Genomic DNA, 23,015 nt, shown 5'->3' with positions numbered 1-23,015 from the left:
AGCTTCTTAGCTCCGGGCTGGTCTGAAGATGGATCGAACTTCCAATATGACTGGGTGAGGAACAAATTGAAAGTCTACCAAAATGGAAAGCTCGTTTTGTTTGATCACCTTTTCTTAGAACCTGATGATGAGTTGGAAGGGGTATTGCAGTTAGAGGGACACACGCATGTAGGTTCTTTCATCATTTTTCATCCGAAAGCTTCTCGTGAATTAGGTGAATCTCTATATGAAAGTGTAATCGAGCTTTATCCTCATGTCCGTTTCGGTATTTCTGACATGGAAGATGGCGGGATTGTTGTGCGGATTTTAGATAACTGGACGCAGACAATTGAAAAGGTAATCTCCCACATCCATACCTTTGCAAGAAAAGAATTATTGGGGAAAGGGGAGGTTTCCTGGAGGAAGTATTAACGGGGCTTTAGTTTGTAGGAGTGCATTGAAATATAGACCGGTGTCTAATCTCCACTTTGATAAAGTGGTAACCTATTGGGTTCAGGTACTTTCAAAAAATAATCCGGCTGCTAACATTATGGGCTGCTTTCTTAGACTAATCAACTATATTACTCTATTAAGGAATTCAGTTGTTTTACTTTCTGGATGTTCGCACGTAAGGTGAGATTAGTTTTTTTGAATAGAGGTTGTCCTCTATAAGTTTCAAGAATTAAAAATCGCTAAAGTCTCCCTTAAAATCAAAAAACTTAAGGGAGACTTTTTTATAGACTAAAACCAAAGTGTAGTCTTGCATGTGTCCGGGAAAAGGAACAACAAATGTGATAGATATTAAAAGACTTTACACTTAAGAAAAAGAGATTCTGAAGGAGGGAAAGATCAATGGCTGATCAAACATCGGAAAACCAGGAAACCGTCAAGAAAATAAAAGAATTAATTAAAGATGAGAAGGTAGCGATGCTGACTACGGTATCTCCGGAAGGCAAACTGATGTCCAGGCCGATGCAAACAAAGGAAGTTGAAATGGACAGGGGAGAGATCTGGTTCATCACAGAGAAAGATACAGAAAAGTACAGGGATATCCAACGGAACCCGGCAGTCAACTTGGCCTACGCGGGCAAATCCTATGTATCGATCAGCGGCACAGCTGAGTTCGTCTCAGATGACGAGAAGAAAGAAGAATTTTGGAATAAGATTATCGAAAAAGTGTTGAACACTTCCGCCGATAATCCGAATGTTGTCCTGGTCAAAGTGAAACCTGAAATTGCAGAGTTTTGGGAATCCGGACTTAGCGTGAAAACCGTCAAAGAATTTGTGAAAAAGATGGCGAGTAGTAGTTCCATGGAAGAAGACAACGATTTGAAAGACACGGTTAACTTTAATGAGGGACCGAGATAATCACTGGCAGAAAAACATTAAGCTCCATGAGTTGGGGAGGCCTTTTTAGTAAGACCTCCCCAACTCATATCAGGCAATGCTTGATCATGTTACCAAGCGAAAGAGCCTGCATACTGAAAAAGTATGCAGGCTCTTTTTGTGTTGCCAATGAAACGCATGGTACATAAAGTGACTAAGTTATACGTTTGTACTTTCACTCATTAAAATTCGTTTCTGCAAATTTTAAAAGAACGGTTGGCAAGAGATATTGAGTTGTGTAGAATTAAACACGTACAATAGTTCAATATTTTATATTAATGTTCGCATTTTTATTTGTTGAGAGGAGAAATAACATGAGTTTAAAACAAAGAGCAAGTTTTTTAATTGGAGTCCTGATTTTAGCCTTCTTACTGGCAGGGTGTGGAGAGCAGCCTGAGGAAGCAGGAGCGGCTGACAAAAAGGAAGAAAAAGTAGTAGGAATCATCGGTCCGATGGAAGTGGAAATTGACATTCTTCATTCTCATATGGAAGTGGAAGAAACAACGAATAAAGGCCAATTAACTTTTTATGAGGGAGAGTTGGAAGGCCAGCCCATTGTACTTGTGAAATCCGGAATAGGAAAAGTGAATGCAGCTTCTGCGGCCCAAATGCTCATCAGTGATTTTGGAGTGGATGTATTGATTAACTCTGGAGTGGCCGGCGGAATTCATCCTGAATTAGGTCTGGGAGACATCGTTATTTCTACGAAGACGGTCCATCACGACATGGACGAAACGGCTAAAGATTTTAAACCAGGGCAGATTCCATACATGGACACACGATATTTTGAAGCCGATCAAAAGTTGGTTCAGCTAGCTGAGAAAGGTACGGAAGGTCTTCCTGATTACGTTGATGTTTTCAAAGGACCGATTGCGACAGGCGACCAATTCATTGCAAGTAAAGAAAAGGCAAACTGGATTCATGAAACGTTTGATGCGTATGTCGTGGAGATGGAAGGAGCAGCTGTTGGCCAAGTAGCTTACTTAAATGAAATTCCCTACGTAGTCATTCGCTCGGCTTCTGACGATGCGGAAGAGGAAGCTGCTGGGATTCAAGAAAACTTTGTAGAAGAAGCAGCAAAGAACTCCAGTCATGTGATGGAAGAAATATTAAAAAACATGTAGAATCCTTACATTGTAATAGCTAGTAAAGAGACGGCTTTCTTGTAAAAGAAAGCCGTCTCCTTTTATTTTTGCTACTTTAACATGATTTTGCGCAGCCTTTTTTTTGCTGAGGGTTGACAATCAATCTGCACCTTTTTTAGTTAAGAAAGTGTGTGACCGAAGCTTTGTTAAAGGAATCGTGCGATGGAGGCAGGGAATTTTCTCAAAGAGGTGTAGAGCAGGAGGAAATTTGGCTTTAGCTTGATCACAAATTTGAATTTCAAACCACCTTATAAATCCCCCCTTTTATGGAAAGGAATAGAGCTATGGTCAAATAAAGAACAGGAGAGGGTTTTATGGTCACAATAGCTTTCGTATTCATACTTATTTCATCAACTCTTTTATCCATTCTATTGGATATGCATTTATATAACCTTTCATTTTTCCAAACCCTTCACTTCTCCTTAACATTGGATGCTGGAACAAGGGAAACGATCGTGTTTACCGCACTGATCACGGGTCTTTTTGCTTCCTTTTTCCTTGATTATCGAATGAGTAAAAAAGAAAGCAGAGAAAAAAGAAGCTAGGTGAACCCTTTTATGCAAAGAGAATTGGTTGAAAAAATTTCATTAACCCAACTATTTATTCTTGTTAGTGCCTTTTTATTTGGGAGTGCCATTGTAGTAGGAATTGGTGGGGAGGCCAAACAAGACAGTTGGATTGCGGTGATTGTCGCCTGCTTGTTAAGTATTATTACTGTATGGTTTTATACTTTCTTATTATCAAGGATTCCAGAGAAGAATTTATTTGAAATTATGGAGATTGCTTTTGGGAAAATAATTTCAAAAATATTTATTCTATTGTATATCCTGTATTTCTTCTACATTTCGGCTAGAGTTTTGAGAGACTTTGGAGAGTTGATTGTTGGAGACATGTTAGTGAACACTCCAATTGAAGTGATCTCCATCACCTTCATGCTGTTCGTCGCCTATATCCTCTACCTTGGCTTGGAAGTTTTAGGTCGTTTTTCTGAAATTTATGCACCTTATTTAATGGGTTCGATCTTCGCGATTGGTATCTTGCTTTTATTTAGTAGAGAACTCCACGTTAAAAATGTTATGCCCATACTGCCCGAAGGCATAGGACCTGTGATAGGCACGGTCTTTCCTGAATTGATTACTTTTCCATTTGGTGAACTTGTAGCCTTTATGATGATCCTTCCCTATGCCAGTAAGGTTCGTTATGCCGGGAAAACGACAATTTTTGCTTTAATAGTCAGCGGTCTCATCTTGGCTTATTCGTCCTTTGTGCAAATAGCCACATTAGGTCCCGAAGCAAAATTAAGGTCCAAATTCCCGCTTTTAACCGCCACGGGGGAAATTTCTTTATGGGACTTTATTGAACGTGTCGACTTAATCATTATTTTTGTTGTGATGTTTGGCATTTTGGTGAAAGTCAGCATTTTCTTTTATGGCGGGTTAAAAGGGTTAGAACTAGTTTTCAATCGGCCTTATCGTGCTTTCATCTACCCCATGGCGATGATCATTGCTTTTATGTCTATCATCATCAGTAAGAATTTTGCTGAACATATAAGTGAGGGAATTAGCATGGTACCATGGATCGTTCATTTTCCATTCCAATTTGGCATCCCATTACTTCTTTTCCCTTTTGTTTTATGGAAAGCTAAAGTTTTAAAATCAGAAGGGAAGAAAAGATAATGGGATGGATAAAAAAGATCTTACTTTCACAAAAATCCTACAACCAGGACAAGTCTCTGAAACATGAACAGTTGTCGCTCGGGAAAGAGGCCCCTCCATTATCAAAAGATTTAAAAGAAAATCAGTCGAACATTGAAAAAGCCTTTGAAAATGCAAAGGATTTTCAAATAGAGAATATTCATGTAGGGAACAAAGAAGGAATGATATGTTATTTGAACAGTATGACGGACACATCCTTATTGGCTGAGAAAATCATGGTGCCTCTATCCAACTCTTCTCAACAAGACAGAAGCATAACCAATTTAGAAGAATTCGAATCCTACCGTAAAGAATTTTTTTCGGGGGTAGGCTACCGCTTTCATGATAAGCTTCATGGGCTGATCGATGATGTTCTGGCAGGGTACGCAGGAGTGATCGTCGATGGGCAGCCAAAGGGTCTTTCTCTTCATGTCGGGAATATTGAATATCGGCCGATTGAAGAACCCAGCACACAAACGGTTATTCGTGGACCTAAAGAAGGATTTACAGAATCGATGGATACAAATATAAGTTTAATTCGCAGAAGAATCCAAAATACTTCTCTCAAATTTGAATCCATGACCGTTGGAAAGGACACTCGAACTTCGGTAACGATTGCCTATATCGACGGGGTTATGAACGAAGGGATTTTGGAAGAAGTAAAGGAACGGATAAAAAAAATCAGGACCCATGCTATCTTTGACTCTGGAAATGTGGAGGAATATATTTCTGATAAGACCATGACGGTTTTTCCATTGATCTACAATACAGAAAGGCCGGATAGTGCTGCAGCTAATTTATTAGAAGGAAAAGCAGTGATTATCGTAAATGGAAGTCCTTTCGTATTAATCGCCCCTACCGTTTTTAGTGACTTTTTTGAAGCAACCGAGGATTATTATCAATCCTTTTTTATGGGTTCCTTTATTCGACTCATTCGTTATGCCTCCTTTCTGATTGCATTAACTCTGCCTTCTTTATATGTGGCACTTACAGCTTTCCATCACGCTCTCATCCCAACTGATTTGCTTTTCAGCTTGCAGGCTCAACGGGAAGGTGTGCCCTTCCCTGCTGTTATCGAACTGTTAATCATGGAAGTCACTTTCGAAATTTTAAGGGAAGCAGGAATTCGTATGCCCCGGGCAATTGGGCAGACGATATCCATTGTAGGAGCTCTGGTTATTGGGCAGGCTGCTGTAGAAGCTGGCCTCGTATCAAACGCTCTTGTCATTGTGATTGCATTGACCGCTCTAGCCACATTTGTATCCCCTATCGCGAGTTTTACAGCAGCAGCCCGTTTGTTGCGATTTATATTTATCTTCATGGCAGCGCTATTTGGACTGTATGGAATTTTGCTTTGCCTCTTTTTCATGGTCGCCCATCTTGTAAGTTTACGATCATTCGGTGTCCCTTACCTTGCCCCTATTGCACCATTTATTGCGGAAGATCAGGAAGATGTATTTCTTCGTTTTCCTTCCTTTTCTAATAAAAGAAGACCACACTATCTGAAGACTGAATCGCCTTTGAAGAATCCAGGGTCTGAATCTCCAACTCCTCCTCCCAGTAAAAAGGGGAGCGGATCATGAAGGCGATGAAACTTCTCCTGCCCAGCTTGTTAATGCTCGGATTACTTAGTGGGTGTTGGGATACAAAAGAACTGAATGAAGTAGCTTTTGTTACGGGTGTTGCGATAGAACAAGGGGAGGATGCGAAATATAAAGTAACAGTAGGAGTCGCCAATGCAAGTCAATTGAACGTTCAGAAATCCGAAGGGAACACCCCTTCTGTTACCTTTAGCTTAGAGGGAAATTCAATTTCCGAGTTATTAGATAAAATGAATGTAGGGTTGACGAGGGAATTAAGGTATTCGCACACGCGAACATTGGTCATTGGAGAAGATATCGCCCGTGAAGGGATCTCAGGTTTTTTAGATTATTTAGAACGCTCAGGACAGTTTCGTAACAATTTCACTATGCTTATTGCACGAGATATTTCAGCGGCTGATATACTGAAAACCACCTTTCCTATTCAAAAAATCCCATCTCTGAAGGTTCATAATCAGTCCTCCACCTTATTTGAACAGTGGGGGGGAGCACCCGATATGAAATTATCAGATTTTATTGCAGCTCTTACTTCTAGAGGGCGTCAACCGGTTGCTGAGGCACTGACGATCGTTGGTGCGCCCAAACAAGGGAAAAGTGTAGAAAACAATAAAAAACTGGAGCCTGAATCCTTGATCACACTGGTGGGTTTAGCTGTATTTAAAGAAGATAAACTCATTGGATATCTTAACCTTGAAGAAACGCGCAATTATGTATGGACACAGGGTCTCATCCAAACAACACTCACAGTCCCGTGTGGGGAAGAAAAATATATCGATGTACGAATAGTGAACTCTAAATCCACCATTCATGCCAATTACAAAGGGGAAACACCCAATTTTGAAGTAGAAATCGTGGCAGAAGCACTCCTCAATGGTACGCAGTGCAAGGATAACCTGGAGAAGATTGAAACGTATAAAAAGTTTGAAAGAGATATTGCAGAAATGGTAGAATCCATGATCCTAAATACTGTTACAAAGGTCCAAGAAGAATATGAAGTGGATATTTTCGGATTTGGGGAAGTGATGAGGAGACAGCACTATCAAAGATTTGAAGCGGTAAGAGATCAGTGGGATGAACAGTTTAGTAAAGCAGACATTGATGTAACAGCAAACATTTTCTTAAGAAGGGCTGGAACGTCTAATAAAAGCTTTTTAACGGAAGATGAGTAGCAGTATCTCAGGTAACAAATTCAGATGGCCGTACCTCCCTGATTAAGGTTTGAGCTCTATGTTGGTCTTTCCTATTCAATCCTGGGAAAGAAAATACAGTTCATACTAACAGAAAATGAAAGCACCTGTCCCCACCCCCAAAATGATTCTGGGAGTGGGGGGCAGGTGCTTCTTAAATAAAATAATTCCCGCTGTTCCTACAATCTATTCTATAAAATAGCCGTCCTTTCCTGAGTCATGATTTTAATTCCAAGGAATATATTTCAAGGGAAGGAGGACGGTTATGATTCTAAAAATGATAGATTTAAGTTTAATGGCCGAACACTTGGCTGTTCATAAAGCTGAATTAGCAAAGTTAGAGTCGCTGATTTGCAGCATTCAAGAACCAGAGATGAGGCAGGTAGCGACAGAGCAATACATGATCATGAAAAATCATGTGAAAGTTATGATCGCACTTATGAATCCAGTTCAAAATGAAACCATTGGAATCAATGATTTACATAAGTGGGAACCTGTGCAATTTAACTGCCAAGGCACCTCCATAGGCATGTCCCCAGAAAATATTTTAACAGTACTTAAAACTTCTGCTGAAACAATGGCTAACAAAAATTTTAATTCAGGGTTGAGGATGAAAGCGGAAAACGTACGTAATATTCATATTCATATGGCCTTGCAGCAAATGATGATCCTCAATCGATATATTGCCTTCATGGATAAATTCGTAAAAGAAAAAGCACCAGAGAGTTCACGGGAGGAGCAAGTCCAAACATATGAGACATTCAAAAACTTTTTCAATCGGTAAGGAATAGGGAGAGCAATCGTTTCTCTCTAATTAGGTAATCTCATGTCAGGAATTTTTATACCGGTCAATCATCTTCGGAAATTGAAAAAATATCTCTACACAATGAAAGTGCCTCACCTCCGCTATACTTGAGCAATCTTAGCGGGGGACGGGCGCTTTTTTTTCTTTGAATTCCTTTTGACAGCCTCCAAAAGACATGTTAGTGTTAAAAACGTTAAATAAATTCTTAACAAACTTAATTCACTTCAGAATTGGAGTTGATCAAATGAACGTAAATTTAAAACTTAAACAATACATCAATGGGGAATGGGTAGACGCAAATTCAGAGAATACGCGTACGATTATCAATCCATTCAACCAAGAAACAATCGCCATCGTTCCAGAAGGCGATGAAACAGATACAAAAGCAGCGATCGCTGCCGCAAGGGAAGCTTTCGATCACGGTGAATGGCCGACGACTCCGGCAACGGAACGTGGAGCGATCGTTCGTAAGATTGCTGAATTCATCGAGAGAGATAAAGAAGAATTGGCTTATCTGGAATCACTGGATACTGGTAAAACAGTAGAAGAAAGCCGTGGAGACATGGACGATATCGCTGGCGTCTTCCGTTATTATGCAGAGGTTGCTGATAAGAATGGCGGCGAGATCATCGATTCTCCAGTGCCAAACTCCATCAGTAAAGTTGTTCACGAACCGGTTGGTGTTTGCGGGCAGATTACCCCATGGAATTATCCTCTACTTCAAGCGTCCTGGAAACTGGCTCCAGCGCTTGCAACAGGAAACACATTAATTATGAAGCCAAGTGAAATCACGCCGCTTACGCATATCAAAGTATTTGAACTGATTGAAGAAGCGGGCGTACCTGCTGGTGTGGCGAACCTCGTTCTTGGTTCAGGGGCTACCGTAGGTGCAGAGTTGTCCAGCAACGAAGATGTCGACCTTATTTCTTTTACCGGCGGTATCGTGACAGGGAAGAAAATCATGCAGGCGGCAAGCTCAAACGTGAAGAAGCTCGCTCTTGAGCTTGGCGGGAAAAACCCGAATGTTATCTTTGCTGATGCTGATTTTGACCTTGCTGTCGATCAAGCGTTGAACGGCGTATTCTTCCACGCAGGACAGATCTGTTCTGCTGGGACCAGACTGATCGTAGAAGAAAGCATTCACGATGAGTTCGTAAACGCGCTTGTCGAGCGAGTGAAGAAATTCAAACTCGGAAGCGGATTTGACGAAGATACCCAAATGGGACCGCTGATTTCTGCTGAACACCTTGCGAAAGTTGAGAAGTATGTAGAAGCAGGAGTTGAAGAAGGGGCTACGTTAGCCGTTGGCGGTAAACGCCCGGAAGACCCTGAATTACAAAATGGATTCTTCTTCCTGCCGACAATTTTCACTGATTGTACAACAGACATGACCGTTGTCCAAGAAGAAGGGTTCGGTCCAGTCATTACAGTTGAGAAGTTCACGAAAGAAGAAGAAGCTGTGAAACTTGCGAATGACTCCATCTATGGCCTTGCTGGCGGTGTCTTCACAAATGATATCGCAAAAGCAGAGCGCTGTGCTGCGAAGATGCGCATGGGTACGGTATGGATTAATGAATTCAACCTGTACTTCCCACACGCCCCATGGGGTGGGTACAAGCAGTCCGGAATTGGGCGCGAACTAGGTAAATTAGGTATTGAAGAATATACAGAAACGAAGCATATTTTCCAAAACCTTAAACCAGAACAAATCAACTGGTTCTAAGCTGACCATTTATTTTAAACATTCATGAACAAACCAGATAAAGGAAGAAGGGTTTTTTGCACCTTCTTCCCGACTAAAAACATCAAGGAGGAATATTAGATGGCTATGATTGAATCTTATGATTATGTAATCGTTGGTGGCGGTAGTGCAGGTTCTGTAATGGGAAACCGTCTAAGTGAGGATGGCAAAAAAAGCGTACTTGTACTAGAAGCAGGACGCAGTGACTATTCTTGGGATTTATTGATCCAAATGCCTGCAGCTCTTCCGTTCCCTTCAGGTAAAAACCTTTATGACTGGCAGTACGAATCCGATCCAGAACCATATATGAATGGACGCCGCATCCCTCATGCACGAGGAAAGGTTCTCGGAGGTTCCAGTTCCATTAACGGGATGATCTACCAACGCGGAAACCCGAAGGACTATGAACGCTGGGGTGCCGATGAAGGTATGACAAATTGGGATTGGGCTCACTGCCTTCCATATTTCAAGCGTCTGGAAAATGCATTGGCATCTCCTGATGATGATATGCGCGGTCATGATGGTCCAATCAAATTGGAGCGCGGTCCAGCGAAAAATCCTCTATTCCAAGCCTTCTTTGATTCAGCTGTAGAAGCTGGTTATAATCGCACACCTGATGTTAACGGATTTCGTCAGGAAGGGTTTGGCCCGTTTGATAAGCATGTGTACAAAGGGCAGCGTTTGTCCGCATCCCGTGCTTACTTGCACCCGGTCATGGACCGTGAAAACCTGACTGTTAAGACACGTGCTTTTGTTACGAGCATTGACTTTGATGGCACAAAAGCAAAAGGACTAACGTATAAGCGAAATGGAAAAATGCATCAAGTAGAAGCGGGAGAAGTCATCCTTGCCGGTGGTGCGATCAACACGCCACAGCTGCTTCAACTATCTGGTGTAGGCGATGCGAAGCACCTTCGTTCCCTTGGCATCGATCCAGTCGTTGATCTTCCGGGTGTAGGGGAAAATCTTCAGGATCACCTTGAAGTTTACGTCCAGCACGCATGCCCGGTTCCTGTTTCCGAACAGCCGAACCTTCAGAAACGACGCATGCCTTGGATCGGCCTACAGTGGATGCTTGGACGTACAGGTCCAGCTGCGACGAACCATTTCGAAGGCGGAGGTTTTGTCCGTTCCAATGATGAGGTCGACTACCCGAACTTGATGTTCCACTTCCTTCCGGTAGCGGTTCGTTACGACGGGCAGAAAGCACCGACAGATCACGGATTCCAAGTGCACATCGGACCAATGTACTCTGATGCCCGCGGATCATTGAAGATTAAATCAAAAGATCCGAAAGAGCATCCAAGCATGGTTTACAATTACCTTTCTACAGAACAGGACAAACGTGAGTGGATCGAAGCGATTAATATCACTCGTGAAATTATGTCCCAGCCTTCTATGAAGCCTTATAACGCTGGCGAAATTTCACCTGGTCCTACGGTTCAAACAGAGGAAGAAATCCTTGAATGGGTAAGAGAAGATGCGGAAACGGCTCTTCACCCATCTTGTACAGCTAAAATGGGACCTGAATCAGATCCAATGTCTGTTGTAGACCCGGAATCTATGAAGGTTCACGGACTTGATAATGTACGTGTAGTCGATGCGTCTGCTATGCCGTATGTTACAAACGGCAACATCCACGCACCTGTATTAATGTTGGCAGAAAAAGCAGCAGACTTGATCCTGGGACGTAAGCCACTGGATCCAATCGATGCTGATTACTACCAGCATGGTGTTCACCCAGCTGATGCAGGGACCGTTCCTAAATCCAAATCTAAAGCTGTAACAAAATAAAACGTAAATGGAGAAGGTCTCTTCAAAATGTATGGCTCGTGAAGCGTACATGGATGAAGGAGAGCCTTCTCTTTTTTGTTGTTTTTAATAATTTTGCTGGGCTTTCATAAGGAACATTCTTGAAAAAAGCGTTCCATCCGTTGTTTGGATGGAACGCTTTTTGTACAGAAGGAGCATCGCTCAATTAACTGTACTGTGGTTCTTTTCGGGACTTCTTCCGTTCACTGCGAATGGTTGACTGCGCGGCTGCAAGCCTGGCGGATGGCACGCGGAAAGGGGAGCAGCTTACATATTCCAACCCTAAGTCAAAGCAGAATTGGATGGATTCTTTTTCTCCTCCATGTTCTCCACAAATCCCTGTTTTCAGTGCGGGGTTTGTTGCTTTGCCCAGTTTCACACCATTTTCCACAAGTTTCCCGACACCATCCTGATCTAATGAAACAAATGGATTTCTTTTTAGTACATCGCTATCTACATAATGCTGGAGAAACTTCCCTTCTGCATCGTCTCGACTAAATCCAAACGTCGTTTGAGTTAAATCATTGGTTCCGAAAGAGAAAAAGTCTGCTTCTTCAGCAATTTGGTCGGCGGTGAGTGCCGCGCGCGGCGTTTCAATCATGGTACCAATAAGGTAATCGAATGCTAGGCCTGTTTCCGTCTGAACGTGTTGGCTGATCCGGATGACCAACTCTCGCATTTCTTTCAGTTCATTCACATGACTTACCAGAGGTATCATGATTTCAGGTTTAACTGTGATTCCTTTTTTCATGACGTTAGACATCGCCTGGAAAATGGCCAAGATTTGCATTTCGTAAATTTCAGGATGGATCATACCTAAGCGGCAGCCACGAAGGCCTAACATCGGGTTCGATTCTTCTAATAATCGTACTTTTCGTAAAAGGGTTTGCTTTTCCTGCAGCTCGTTTGAGTCAGGACTTGTGATTTGCAATCTTGTCACATCAACGAGCAGTTCTTCTTTGTCCGGCATAAATTCATGAAGCGGTGGATCTAGTAATCGTATGGTGATGGGATGTCCCTGCATCGTTTCAAAAATTTGTTCGAAATCTTGTTGCTGCATGGGCAGGAGTTGATCGAGTGACTCCTTACGTTCCGTTGTTGTTTCAGATAAAATCATGCTTTGAACGGTAGGAATGCGGGAGGCATCCATAAACATATGCTCGGTACGGCAAAGCCCAATGCCGCCGGCTCCAAATTCCAAGGCTTTCGCAGCATCTGTTGGATTATCAGCATTCGCCCGTACTCCGATCTTTCTTTCTTCATCTGCCCAATGAAGCAGCAATTGGAATTCATCGGAAAGTTCCGGTTCAATCATTGGGATTTCACCGAGGAAGATCTCTCCTGTGGATCCGTCAATCGTAATGATCTCTCCTTGGTTCACAGTCGTATCCCCTACGGCAAACTGTTTGGTGTCTAAGTGAATTTTAAGAGAGTCACAACCGCATATGCATGCTTTCCCCATCCCTCTAGCTACCACGGCGGCATGGCTTGTCATTCCGCCTCGGCTCGTAACCGTAGCTTGAGCAGCGACGATTCCATGGATGTCATCAGGTGTCGTTTCAGGACGAACAAGGATGACCTTTTTTCCATCCTTGGAAAGCTTATCGGCTTCATCAGCATCAAAAACGACTTGGCCTGTGGCCGCCCCAGGGGAAGCGGGTAAACCTGCAGCTAATTTTTCCCTCTTGTATTCAGGGTCGATGCGGTGGTGGAGCAATTGATTGAGCTGATCGGGATCGACACGTAAAAGGGCTTCGCGTTGATCCATGATTTTTTCTTTTACCATTTCAACAGCGATTCGAATGGCTGCCTGGGCGGTTCGCTTCCCTGTCCGCGTTTGAAGAATGAACAGCTTTCCGCGTTCTACTGTAAATTCAATGTCCTGCATATCTTTGTAATGGTCTTCTAATAACTGGCAGGTGTCTACCAGTTGTTGATAGACATCCGGCATTTCATCCTTGAGCGTCGCAATCGGCTGAGGCGTACGGATCCCTGCAACGACGTCTTCTCCCTGCGCATTAATCAAATATTCCCCATAAAGCTTAGACTCACCGGTGGATGGGTTGCGTGTGAAAGCGACCCCCGTGCCGGAATCCTCTCCCATATTTCCGAAAACCATGCTCTGAATGTTGACAGCTGTACCAAGGTGGCCGGGAATTTGATGAAGGCGGCGATACAGGATGGCCCGTTTGTTATTCCATGAGTCAAACACGGCTTGGATCGTAAGGAAAAGCTGTTCTTTTGGATCCTGAGGAAAGCTTCGCTTCGTATTTTTGAGCACAATCGATTTGAACGCTTCAATCACTTCTTTCCAATCTTCGGCTGTGAGTTCTGTATCGGATTGGTATCCTTTTTCTTCGCGGATTTCTTCCAACTGTTGTTCAAAAAAGTAGTTTTCTATATCCAGGACAACATTTCCGAACATTTGAATAAACCGGCGATAGGAATCATAGGCAAAGCGAGCGTTATTCGTAAGTTCCGCCATTCCTTTAACCGTTTCATCATTCATTCCAAGGTTCAAAACGGTATCCATCATACCTGGCATGGAATGTACGGCACCTGAGCGTACAGAAACGAGAAGTGGATTGGTTGGGTCCCCTAATTTTTTGTCTGTCTTCTCTTCAAGGACTTGAAGGGATTGTAATACTTGGGATTCGACTTCTGTTGATATGACTTTTTCTGCATCATAATAGGCGTTGCAGGCAGCTGTCGTAATCGTAAAGCCGTAAGGAACGGGTAAACCGATGCGTGTCATTTCCGCTAAGTTCGCACCTTTTCCACCCAGGAGTTCTTTCTTGCTACTTCCAGATTGATCAAACATGAATACAAAATTGTTTTCCATTATGCAAAGCTCCCCCTTTTATTAAACATGGCCAGGATGATATCGGCGGTCTCTTCAATTGCTTTATTGGAGACATCAATCACTGGACATCCGATTTTTTTCATAATGTCTTCCGCGCACGTTAATTCTTCAAAGATCCTATTCAATGAGGCATAACTGGCTGAATTTGTTAGTCCCAATCTTTTTAATCGTTCTCTGCGAATGTCATTTAATTTTTCAGGTGAGATGACTAATCCAACGCATTTTTTTCTTGGAATTTTAAAAAGTTCTTCTGGAGGCGGGACCTCCGGGATGAGGGGGACATTGGCTACCTTGAATTGTTTATTCGCTAGATACATAGAAAGAGGAGTCTTTGATGTTCTCGACACTCCGATGAGAACAATGTCTGCCTGTTTCAATCCTCTTACTTCCTGACCGTCATCATATTTCACGGCAAACTCAATGGCTTCCACTCGTTTGAAATAGTTCTCATCCAACTTTCTCATTTGTCCAGGTTCGCGGTTGGGCTGCCTATTGAACTTTTGAGTGAATGCATTCATCAAAGGGTACATTAAATCCACAGCAATGATTTGTTCTTCTTCAGCTCTGTGGTCAATGTATTCCTTTAACTCAGGCAGGACGATGGTGTAGGCAATGATGGATGGACGATACTTCGCCAAAGTGATGACGTTATTAATATCCTGCTTGTCCTCCACATAGGAGAAGTGCTGGATCTCAACATCCTGACCAAAAAATTGACTCGCCACAGCTTTCACCATTAATTCAGCTGTTTCCCCGACTGAATCTGACACGATATAAACCATTTCTTGATTAGTCACAATCCATCTCCCTTACGTTTAGTCCTACAGAAAGTGCATGAAATCGTTGGTATATGTACAGGTTCCTACTCTTTCATACCTTCCCGATCATTGTGTTACACTAATGTTATTTTTAAGAGTGAATGTGTCATACTATTACTGAATAGTATAGTATCATTGTTTGCGGATGGATACAACAAAAAGATCGTTTATTGTTCGAAGCCATTGTTAAAAGACTTGGTGGCTTGGCGGTGTAATAGAGCAAGTTGTCTAAAGTTCTAAAGCGTAATATAATGGAAATTAATCTTGTACATAAAGGAGGGAAAATCATGCCTACATTCACCTTAGACATCAAAAGTGAGGACAAACACCTGCTTTTCATGATGTCTATTATTGGAAATTCAGCTGTCCTAGGGACAAGTGTGTCCTTTTTTAGCTGAATTCCATAGTGTGAACGTACGTATGATTTCCTTTAAATAGCGGAAGCTGCCACACGGAATAATCACGTGTGGCTTTTTTATGTATAAGAGAGGACGAATGATGATGTTTAAAACAAAACGCAATATCTATATGCTGTATTTCTATATCTTTTTTGCCCAGTTGTTTTTTGACCGGGCCTTGTGGGTCATCTACCTTGGCGACAGAGGGATGACGTTCGGTCAAATTGGTTTGTTGGAAGCTTTTCTTCACCTGGCGATTGTGCTCTTTGAGGTTCCTACAGGGATGATTGCTGATTTGTATGGCCGGAAAGTGAGTTTAGTCATCGGGAATGTGTTCAGTATTCTTTATGGACTCTTTATGATGATCAGCGGTACTTTTTCCATATTCACGCTCGCCTTTTTATCGATGGGGATGATGGTCACTTTCCATTCCGGTGCTGAGCAGGCGTTTGCTTATGACACGTTGAAAAATGAAAACCGTGAGAAAGACTATACGAAAGTGATCGGAAGCATGACAGCTCTTGCTCTATTATCATTGAGCCTTGCCAAATTCCTCGGCGGTTTTATGGCGGATATCAGCTGGGGATGGGTGTATGGAACAACGATTTTCACCCATGTTCTCGCCCTTATTCCTTTGTTTTTATTGAAGGAGCCGGAACGTGAAAAGACGGAGGACATCGACGGTCGATGGTATAACCAGTGGGTCCACCAATTTAAATTAGGTGTAGTTGTATGGAGGCAAAATCAGGTCATTCACCGGCCTGTGGTGCTGTTTATTTTGGCGAGTGCGGTTATGGTGATAATCGTGTTTTATGGTCAGGAGTACTTCATTCAGTTAGGTTACTCCTCTGTTGTTGTAGGTGCTGTATTTACAGTGGAGGGGCTCTTGGGAGTCGTCATGGCGAAAATCGCTTACAAGGTCGAAAAGAGGTTTGAGTTCTTCAATATCTTACATTACGGTTTAGGGCTGTTTCTTTTATTTTTCATCCTATTCATCTTTGCCATGGACTGGGCCATTCTACTATCATTCTTATTCCTTGCGCAGCTGTTGAGTCTATTCGAACCGATCTTCAGTTCATTTGTGCAAAACTTATTAAAAAGTAATGTCAGGTCTACCTTCTTTTCTTTAATTGGTTTAATGGAAAGCTTCATCATTATGATCAGCTTTCCGTTGTTCGGGGTTGCGATTGAGCGTACCGGTTTTACCAACGGTTTTGCGGGTCTGCTGCTTATCTTTTTCACGGGAGCGGCCGGCTTCCTTATCGTTCAAAAACTTAGAAAGAATTAATGCAAAGAGCTTCCCACTCAAAGGGGAGGCTCTTTTTTCTTTCCTCTGTTTTACCGCCGGCTCCCGGTAGTTTATAATGAGGGGCAAACAAGCAAAGACAGGAAGTGCCTATGAGTAAACGAAAGAATCAAGGATATAAAAAAACGAAGAATAAACCGAACAGGTCAAGTAAGCCATATGGAAAACAGAACTCTTCACAAAATAGACCCTCTAAAGGTAAACCTACACGTGGGCAGAAACTCATAACCGCAGAGGTCACCTGCTCAGGTCTGACGGATGAAGGAAAGGGGATTGCCGAGTGGAAGGGCAAGCGGTTGGAAGTCCCTCTTCTGTTGCCTGGGGAAAAAGCTGAGGTAAACATCATTCAAAAGGGCCGGTTTTTGGACGCAGAGGTCAAGCGTGTCATCACTTCAGCCAAAGAACGGGTCGATCCGCCTTGTCCGTATTATTACGAATGCGGTGGGTGTCAGCTTCAGCATATGAGTAATGATGCGCAAGCACGTTTCAAGCAGGATACAATCGATCAATTGATGAAACCGTTCGGAAAGCCGGATCCTATTTTTACGATGGACCATCCGTATGATTACAGGAATAAGAACCATAATACATTCGGTCTGAATCACAAGCGTCAGGTCATTGGCGGGTTGTATGCGCAGCATACGCACGAAATCATCCCGATGGATCGTTGTCTTATCCATGACCCTAAGGCAGATGAAATCATCGATACCATCAAGGACTATCTCAAGAACTCAAAAATGCAGCCGTATGACGAAGACACGGGACGCGGCTTTTTACGGCATGTGTTAATCAAAGTCGGCAAAGTCAGTGGAGAGATCATGGTCGTGCTGGTCGCAGCCTCCTCTGAGTTCAAAGGAAAAAACAATTTTGTGAAAGCCCTGAGGAAAGCTCATCCAGATATTACGACCATGCTATTGAATGTGAATAAACGGGATACGAGTGTTGTTCTCGGCGAACAGGAAAAAGTATTGTTCGGGAAAGGAACCATCACCGACACGTTGTGCGGGCTTGAATTTGAGATTTCGGCAAAGTCATTCTATCAAATCAATCCGGTCCAGACAGAAAAGTTGTACGGAAAAGCGATTGAAATGGCCGAGCTCAGTGGAAACGAGACTGTGATCGATGCGTACTGCGGGATTGGCACGATCGGGCTCGTGGCCAGCCGCAAAGCTGGGAAAGTCATCGGCGTAGAGGTGAATAAGGACGCCGTACGGGATGCCATCCGTAATTCCAAGCGCAATGGCGTGACCAATGCACGGTTCTATCAAGGCGACGCTGGCGAATTCATGGTTGATATGGCCGCACGCGGGGAGAAAGCGGATGTCGTGATTATGGACCCTCCGAGAAGCGGGAGCGATGAAGCGTTCTTATCAAGTGTTGTGAAGCTCAAGCCGAAGCGTGTCGTGTATGTTTCCTGTAACCCTGAAACGCAGGCGCGGGACATGAAGTACTTGGTCAAGAACGGTTATGAGGTTGAAGGGATCCAGCCGGTGGATATGTTTCCACAGACGTATCATGTGGAATCCGTGGCGAAGTTAGTGTTGAAAAGGTAGTCACTACTTAAATACAAGGTTGTGGAACGTATCACAATCAACTTAACTAGAAAAAGGTTCATCCAGAGCAGTTGATGAACCTTTTTCTATATTTGCATGACTTGGGCAGATGACCTATATCGAATCTACCGGTAATCCTTTGGGGTACCCCAGTACTCATATCGATTATAACGGGGATCTGTGGAATCAAAACAAATGAAAATGGGAGCATGATTCAATTCAGGATAAAATTCAAAATAATATCGGTCTCCATACCTGATGGCTTCAAGGGCTAAGGGGAGTTCCCGCCTGAAAATAGTATTGCGAAGAGCGGGTTGGTTAGACCCATATTGTCCATCCACATAAACATAGACAAAGAGGTAGGGGCAACCGTTTTCTATCCTCCATTCAGCAAGTACTTCATCTCTCATTGGGGTAATCTTGTCATAGGCATACAACAATCCCAGGGTAAGAAAAAGCTCTGCTGTGATGTCTGAGTGGGTCAATGTGTACCTGCGTCCTAACAGGGGAGCGGTTTTTGTAACACCATGCCTGAACTCAACGAAAAGTTTATCTGGATTAAGCCTTTTCAAAGGAAACCTCCTTATAAGAGACATTCATATGTCCGGTAAACGGGTGCAATCCTTATTAATTGTGCTGTCATGAATTCCGTTTACTAACCTTTATTCATGTTCATGATTTCCCTCTTGAGTGTAGAGTTCAAAGCGCATATGAACCCAAACGACCGTTTTAAATCATATGCGAAGAACCCATCTGCCATTTCTTTTTTATGGAAGTGAACGTTCTTTTTATGTTTCAGTAAGGTAGCCTGGAAAAAAGGAAAAGTTGAGCCATAATAGGATGCTCAACTTTTTCGTAGGTTTTGATTTTTTTATCTTATAAGAAAAACAGAACAAACAGCTGGAGATAGATTTGGACCATGACATAAAAGGCAAGGGCATATTTATAATTGAACATCAGTCCGTTCTTAATGATGCTCAACTTGTTCACAGAACTCAAGATGATCGATGGTAAAATCAGTGGAGATAACATGATCGAAATCACGCTTCCTGAAGTAATTCCTAGTACAACGATCTCAGGTGGATAGGGAAGTTCGACCCCTTGCAAAATTCCTGAAACGAGTACGATGACCGTCAAGGGGCCGAGTCCTATGAATCCTAAAATGATCACCACAAATGGGAGTACCCATAGGAAGTTCAAGAATGGTACGGCGTCTGTGATGTAAAAAAGGCCGTCTATAATATACTCTCCATATCCTGACTGGTTCACCGCATTGATTAAAAATCCAGCTGCCAGTAGAATCGAGAACTGCTGGGCTTTGTTAGGGATGCTTTTCGTTACATAGGTCTTCCCATTCTCCGTAATTGCGCTGCTTCTCTTACGAATGATGAAGTAAAGGATGACCCAGGCCACGATTACGATCGGGATAATGAGCAGAAGCTGAACGTCCCAAAATGCGTTGAAAAGAAAAATGGAACCGAATAACGTTACAAAAAGTATGCCGAATTCGAGTGCATCCTGGTTCCCTTTTGTATCCTGTTTCTTTTGTTCGGTGATCTTCTCAAGCTGTTCCTGGATTCCTGCCGTGAGGTCCACGCCATAATGACGTTCCTGATAATAGGAGAACAGGACAGATAATAAGATACCTGCGAATGAAATGAAAAATCCTTGTAAAATCGATAAGCCTAATGATGCACCGAGCGCATCGACGGCAAAAATAAAGCTTGGGATGCTGACGACCCACATCGTCGTTAAAGAGAAAGCACGTAAGAGGGCCGTTCCTTTATAATTCTCCCACGCCTCTCCTTTTTGATTGCTTAAGAAGTCGTTGATCATGCTATAGACCATAGGGATTGATCCGAATAGGAGGAAGTAAGAAATGATTTGGGTGATTACCATCATTCCAAAATAGAACTTCCGGCTAGTATTAAGCAGATTCTGAGCGAAATTGATGACTGATTCGATATAGGGCTTTTCTTCCAGAACCCAACTGATTGTAGGAACAATCAATAAGAGCGCAATCAGTCCGCTCATCACTGTGAACCCAGATACAGTACCTTCTATGAGTGAAGTGCCAGCCGAGATGTGAACAATCAGGGCAATAATCAACAGCAGAAGGGAGATCGCCGCCTGTTTCACCGGCAAGAAGAAGTATCCGAGTACAAAGGCCGCTAAACCGAATAAGGAAAGAGTGGTGGAGAGCATTTCTCCACCTATGAAATATACGATAAAATGCATGAGGACATATAGACTGATAAAAAAGGTATACCCTCGCTTTGCCATTTGTACCATTGTAAATGCTCCGTTCTTTATTGAAATGTACCTTACATATCGTACCATAAGCGAAATTCAATCGCTCGATTTGTGCCCGGATTACTGAGGTGGAAGGTGAGAAGCATAAAAAAGCAAAAGGAATCGTGGTCGCTTCACGATTCCTTTTGCTTTCTTTATATCAATCCAGAGATCCTTTTAAAAATCCTTCCACGATCTTATTAAATTTCTCCCCATGTTCCCAGAACATAAGGTGACCTCCAAGAGCTTTCACAGACGCTTTCGGAGCAAGTTTTTCTAAATAGGGAATCGCTGTTTGAGCCCAATGTTCAGCGACCACATACAATGTCGGTGTAGTTTCACTACTTCTTGAGGCTTCTTCCCGGTAATCAGCGAAAAGTCCTGAAGAAAATAAGTTGGCCGCTATATAGTATGGCGTTCGAAGGGATTGCTCGACAATCCACGACAATTCTTTCTCCGTTAATTTTCGCTGGACCATCACTCCGGATGCATAGGCTGTAATAAATTCCCTCTGTCCCTTTGGATGCCTAAGGTAGTTTGTATAGGCGGCAGCTAAATCATCCAGCGGCCCTTCCACCCAATCTGTATCCTGCTTCAGAGAGAGGGATTTCGGCGGCATGTCAATGAAAACCAGAGATTTAATTCCTTCCGTACCAAACTGACGAATATACTCCCATACGGTCAGGCACCCGAATGACCAGCCGACAAGTGTTGCATTCGTAACCTTTAAAGCATGGAGCACTTTTTGTAAATCCCCACCGTGCGTGACGTAATCATTTCCTTGCACCGTCAGGGTTGATCGTCCGTGGCTTCTAGGATCAATGACAATCGTCCGATGAGTTTTTGAAAAGTGACGGATTTGTTCAGAGAAGACTTCCGTCGTGAATGTAAAGCCTGGGATAAACACTAAAGGTTCTCCCGATCCAACTTCTTGAACGAATAATTCAATACCTGGTTCTACTTCAATATAAGCTTCTTTCAATTTCATGACCTACCTCCTGAGTTCCTCTTCCTCGAATAAGATTTAAAACCCTTTGTTAATCTTATTCGAAGAATTGAGGATCTATTTCTTCTGCAGGAGGTTTGGAAAGTGGCATTTTTATAATGTATTAAGAAGTTATCCATCCATACTTTCATACTAGATTTGCAGGTATAAATGACTAAATGTAGTTGCTAAGCCTACCAATTTGTTTGATGAAAGACTAAAGCGGCAATATCCCCCAATGTAGTCAGAATATATAGGAGGAGATTACATGAACCGTTTTACAATACCGCGCGATATTTATTTCAGTGAAAATGCTCTTGATATATTGAAATCTTTAGAAGGAAAAAAAGCTTTGCTGGTGATCGGTGGAGGTTCTGTCAAAGAAAATGGCAACCTTGAAACGATTGAGAATAACCTGGCAGAAGCGAATATAGAGACAAAGCTTATTGAAGGGATCAAAGAAGAACCTTCCACAGACCTTGTGCAAGAACACCTGGAGACGGTGAAGGACTTTGAACCGGATTGGATTATTGGGATCGGCGGCGGTTCCCCGATGGATGCTGCCAAAGCCTTCTGGTTGTTCTATGAACATCCGAATCTTAGTTTCAAAGATGCGACCAAACCATTTGAGCTGCCTGAACTTCGTTCTAAAGCGAAATTCATCGGTATTCCAACAACAAGTGGCACAGCATCGGAAATCTCCAACCTTTCTGTAATTACCGACTCAGAAACAGGGGTAAAATATCCACTGGCAAGCTTTGAACTAACGCCGGATATAGCCATCATCGACCCTGTTATGGTTGAATCCATGCCGAAACGTGTGACAGCTTACAGCGGAATGGATGCTGTGACACACAGCATTGAAGCTTATGTGGCTAAACCACGAACAACATTTACAGATGCTCTTGCCAAAGAAGCGGCTGAGATCCTGAGGGAAAACCTTCTTTCTTCATACAAAGGAGATAAGGATAGCCGTGAAAAAGTCCACTATGCCCAGGCAATGGCTGGTATGGCCTTCTCCAATGCTGTATTAGGTAACGTACACAGCTTAGCGCATAAGAGTGGTCCGACATTCGGAGTACCGCACGGTTGTGCCAATGCGATTTATCTTCCGTATGTCATCCAATTCAACCGAAGTGTTGTAGAAGATCGTTTCGCCGCTCTGGCAAAAAGAATTGGTTTAGAGGGTCAAAATGATCAAGAACTCGTAGACGCTCTCATTGAGTGGGTCCGTGAGTTGAATCGTGAAATGGAAGTACCGAATACACTGCAGGAATTTGGGGTCTCCAAAGAGCTCTTTAATGAGCACGTCGATACGATGGCAGAAAATGCGGTAGAAGATCCATGTACAGGAACAAATCCACGTGAAACATCTGTTGCAGAAATGAAAAAACTCTTTGTCGCCGCTTATTACGGGCAGGAAGTTGACTTTTAATAGAGGATTAGTAGA

General features: G+C 42.8%; 17 protein-coding genes and 1 pseudogene. 13 read left to right on the top strand and 5 right to left on the bottom strand.

Going from position 1 to position 23,015, the window contains the following annotated elements; all coding sequences use genetic code 11:
- Positions 1–18: 18 nt before the first annotated feature.
- The 10 genes and pseudogenes from DYE48_RS15900 to betA form a co-directional block, all read left to right on the top strand.
- Positions 19–411, top strand: a pseudogene (locus DYE48_RS15900) (urease accessory protein UreD); the annotation flags it as partial.
- Positions 412–831: 420 nt separating this feature from the next.
- Positions 832–1,347: a pyridoxamine 5'-phosphate oxidase family protein gene (locus DYE48_RS15895; protein ID WP_115824493.1), complete on the top strand. Its 516-nt coding sequence runs from the start codon at positions 832–834 to the stop codon at positions 1,345–1,347.
- Positions 1,348–1,679: 332 nt separating this feature from the next.
- Positions 1,680–2,489, top strand: a complete 810-nt coding sequence (locus DYE48_RS15890; RefSeq protein WP_115824492.1) for a 5'-methylthioadenosine/adenosylhomocysteine nucleosidase — start codon at positions 1,680–1,682, stop codon at positions 2,487–2,489.
- Between the two features lie 335 nt (positions 2,490–2,824).
- Positions 2,825–3,055: a hypothetical protein gene (locus DYE48_RS15885; protein WP_089651627.1), complete on the top strand. Its 231-nt coding sequence runs from the start codon at positions 2,825–2,827 to the stop codon at positions 3,053–3,055.
- Between the two features lie 12 nt (positions 3,056–3,067).
- Positions 3,068–4,186, top strand: a complete 1,119-nt coding sequence (locus DYE48_RS15880; protein ID WP_115824491.1) for a GerAB/ArcD/ProY family transporter — start codon at positions 3,068–3,070, stop codon at positions 4,184–4,186.
- Entirely contained in the window at positions 4,186–5,787 is a 1,602-nt protein-coding gene (locus DYE48_RS15875; protein ID WP_115824490.1) for a spore germination protein, read from the top strand. The genes DYE48_RS15880 and DYE48_RS15875 overlap by 1 nt, the downstream gene beginning before the upstream one ends.
- On the top strand, positions 5,784–6,974 hold the full coding sequence (locus tag DYE48_RS15870) for a Ger(x)C family spore germination protein (RefSeq protein ID WP_115824489.1): 1,191 nt from the start codon (positions 5,784–5,786) through the stop codon (positions 6,972–6,974). The genes DYE48_RS15875 and DYE48_RS15870 overlap by 4 nt, the downstream gene beginning before the upstream one ends.
- Positions 6,975–7,257: 283 nt before the next feature.
- Entirely contained in the window at positions 7,258–7,776 is a 519-nt protein-coding gene (locus DYE48_RS15865; protein WP_115824488.1) for a hypothetical protein, read from the top strand.
- Between the two features lie 265 nt (positions 7,777–8,041).
- Positions 8,042–9,520, top strand: a complete 1,479-nt coding sequence (betB, locus tag DYE48_RS15860) for a betaine-aldehyde dehydrogenase (protein ID WP_115824487.1) — start codon at positions 8,042–8,044, stop codon at positions 9,518–9,520.
- Between the two features lie 105 nt (positions 9,521–9,625).
- Positions 9,626–11,332 carry a choline dehydrogenase gene (gene betA / locus DYE48_RS15855; protein ID WP_089651669.1) on the top strand — a complete coding sequence of 569 codons (1,707 nt, stop codon included), beginning with the start codon at positions 9,626–9,628 and terminating at the stop codon, positions 11,330–11,332.
- A gap of 184 nt (positions 11,333–11,516) precedes the next feature.
- Here betA and ppdK read toward each other — a convergent pair whose 3' ends face one another.
- Both ppdK and DYE48_RS15845 read right to left on the bottom strand, forming a co-directional pair.
- Positions 11,517–14,192, bottom strand: coding sequence for a pyruvate, phosphate dikinase (gene ppdK / locus DYE48_RS15850; protein ID WP_115824486.1), 2,676 nt, complete (start codon positions 14,190–14,192; stop codon positions 11,517–11,519).
- Positions 14,192–15,010 (bottom strand): pyruvate, water dikinase regulatory protein, encoded by an 819-nt coding sequence (locus tag DYE48_RS15845; protein WP_115824485.1) that lies wholly within the window; start codon positions 15,008–15,010, stop codon positions 14,192–14,194. Before DYE48_RS15845 ends, ppdK begins: the two co-directional genes overlap by 1 nt.
- A 522-nt stretch (positions 15,011–15,532) precedes the next feature.
- Between DYE48_RS15845 and DYE48_RS15840 the strand changes: the two genes are divergently transcribed.
- Both DYE48_RS15840 and rlmD read left to right on the top strand, forming a co-directional pair.
- Positions 15,533–16,717 (top strand): MFS transporter, encoded by a 1,185-nt coding sequence (locus DYE48_RS15840; protein WP_115824502.1) that lies wholly within the window; start codon positions 15,533–15,535, stop codon positions 16,715–16,717.
- Positions 16,718–16,827: 110 nt separating this feature from the next.
- Complete coding sequence (gene rlmD / locus DYE48_RS15835) at positions 16,828–18,288, top strand: 23S rRNA (uracil(1939)-C(5))-methyltransferase RlmD (protein ID WP_115824484.1); 1,461 nt, start codon at positions 16,828–16,830, stop codon at positions 18,286–18,288.
- Positions 18,289–18,413: 125 nt separating this feature from the next.
- On the opposite strand, the gene DYE48_RS15830 is transcribed toward rlmD, so the two are convergent.
- From DYE48_RS15830 to DYE48_RS15820, 3 genes are all read right to left on the bottom strand, one after another.
- Positions 18,414–18,860 (bottom strand): staygreen family protein, encoded by a 447-nt coding sequence (locus DYE48_RS15830; RefSeq protein WP_115824483.1) that lies wholly within the window; start codon positions 18,858–18,860, stop codon positions 18,414–18,416.
- A gap of 304 nt (positions 18,861–19,164) precedes the next feature.
- Entirely contained in the window at positions 19,165–20,580 is a 1,416-nt protein-coding gene (locus DYE48_RS15825) for a hypothetical protein (protein ID WP_115824482.1), read from the bottom strand.
- Between the two features lie 160 nt (positions 20,581–20,740).
- Positions 20,741–21,568 carry an alpha/beta fold hydrolase gene (locus tag DYE48_RS15820; protein ID WP_115824481.1) on the bottom strand — a complete coding sequence of 276 codons (828 nt, stop codon included), beginning with the start codon at positions 21,566–21,568 and terminating at the stop codon, positions 20,741–20,743.
- A gap of 265 nt (positions 21,569–21,833) precedes the next feature.
- Here DYE48_RS15820 and DYE48_RS15815 point away from each other — a divergent pair, with 265 nt between their 5' ends.
- Positions 21,834–23,000, top strand: coding sequence for an iron-containing alcohol dehydrogenase (locus DYE48_RS15815; protein WP_115824480.1), 1,167 nt, complete (start codon positions 21,834–21,836; stop codon positions 22,998–23,000).
- The last annotated feature ends 15 nt before the right edge of the window (positions 23,001–23,015 follow it).

Origin of the sequence: Halobacillus trueperi (assembly GCF_003386945.1) — a bacterium.
Classification (GTDB): Bacteria; Bacillota; Bacilli; order Bacillales; family Halobacillaceae; genus Halobacillus; species Halobacillus aidingensis.
The sequence above is the reverse complement of the archived record's forward strand: the minus strand, read 5'-3'. Positions and strand labels throughout refer to the sequence as shown.